The organism is Achromobacter sp. GbtcB20, assembly GCF_019091095.1.
In the GTDB taxonomy this organism is placed as follows: domain Bacteria; phylum Pseudomonadota; class Gammaproteobacteria; order Burkholderiales; family Burkholderiaceae_B; genus Achromobacter; species Achromobacter mucicolens.
Genome location: NZ_JAGXJZ010000061.1, coordinates 1 through 1531, shown reverse-complemented (window position 1 = coordinate 1531; position 1531 = coordinate 1). Strand labels below are relative to the sequence as shown.

1 protein-coding gene is annotated in these 1531 nt (G+C 65.4%); it reads right to left on the bottom strand.

Annotation, left to right across the window (positions count from 1 at the left end; all coding sequences use genetic code 11):
• On the bottom strand, window positions 1–1531 hold a 1531-nt coding region (locus KVT32_RS27730; protein WP_217619151.1), incomplete at both ends, for an ABC transporter ATP-binding protein/permease.

Genomic DNA, 1531 nt, shown 5'->3' with positions numbered 1-1531 from the left:
ATATTGTCGGCATGCACAGTGGTCGATAGCCGGTGCGCAATGATGAGCGTCGAGCGGCCGCGCGACAGCCGCTCCAGTACCGCCTGGATCGCCCGCTCGGTACGCGTGTCCAGCGCCGAGGTCGCCTCGTCGAACACCATGATCGTCGGATCCTTCAAGATCGCGCGGGCGATGCCCACGCGCTGGCGCTCGCCGCCCGAGAGCTTCACACCTCGTTCGCCCACGGGCGTTTCGTATCCGCCCGGCAGGCTTTCGATGAAATCGTGGATGCGCGCGCCGCGCGCGGCCTGCACGATCTGATCGCGCGTCGCGTCCGGCCGGCTGTACGCAATGTTGTAGGCGATGGTCTCGTTGAACAGCATGGTGTCCTGCGGCACGATGCCCACCACGCGCCTCAGGCTCCGCACATTGACGGCGCGCAGGTCGTGTCCATTGATCAGGATGCGCCCGGCATCCGGGTCATAGAAGCGCAACAGCAGGCGGCCGAGCGTCGATTTTCCCGAGCCGCTGCCGCCCACCACGGCCAGCGTCGTCCCCGCAGGCACCGTCAGAGCCACGCCCCACAGGATCTGCCGTCCGGGCTCATAGCCGAAATCCACGCCTTCGAAGCGCACTTCGCCCGTTCCCGCCTGCAATGACGGCAGCGTGGCGTCGTCCCCCGTTTCCGGCGGATATCTCAAGAGGTCGCAGACGCGCTCGGCATTGACGAACGCTTCCTTGGCCTGGCGGAAAATGAGGCCCAGCGTATTCAACGGCAGGCAAATCTGGATGATGTAGGCATTGACCAGCACCAGATCGCCCACCGTCATGTCGCGTCCCACGACCTGCTGCCCGGCCAACAGCATGACTGCCGCCACGCCGCAGGCGATGATGCCGCTCTGGCCGACGTGCAGGCGCGACAGCGAACGCTGGTTGCGCTCGCCGACCCGCGTCCACTCCTCCAGCACGCGCGACAGGCGGTCCGATTCCAGCGCTTCGTTGGCATTGAGCTTGACGGCCTCGTAGTTGAGCAGGCTGTCGACCATCTGCCCGCTTGCGCGCGAGTCCAGCTCGTTCAATCGGCGCTGATAGGCGACGCGCTTGCGCAGCAGCACCGTGGTGTAGGAAAAATAGGCGATAAAGGTGATGGTCACGATGGCGGCGAACCAGATGCTGTACCCCATGACCAGGATCAGCACGACCGACACGATCTCCACCAGCGTCGGCAGCAAGGTGAATAGCCCCGTGCCAAGCAAGAACCCCACGCCCGCAGTGCCGCGCTCCACGTCGCGCGCCAGCGCGCCAGTCGGCCTGCCGCCGTGAAACCGGGCGCCCAGCTGCTGTAATCGCGAAAACACGCTGACCGTAAAGTCCGCCACGGTGCGCAGCGCAACCCGCGCGAACACGACATCGCGCAACTCGGTGAAGACACCGCCCCCAAATCGCATGAGTGCGTAGCCCAGCAGCAGGAATACCGGCAACACCAAAGGCCCCGGCGCGCTGAACAGATCGACGATGGCCTTCAGCACTGCCGGCACGGCCACCATCAGCA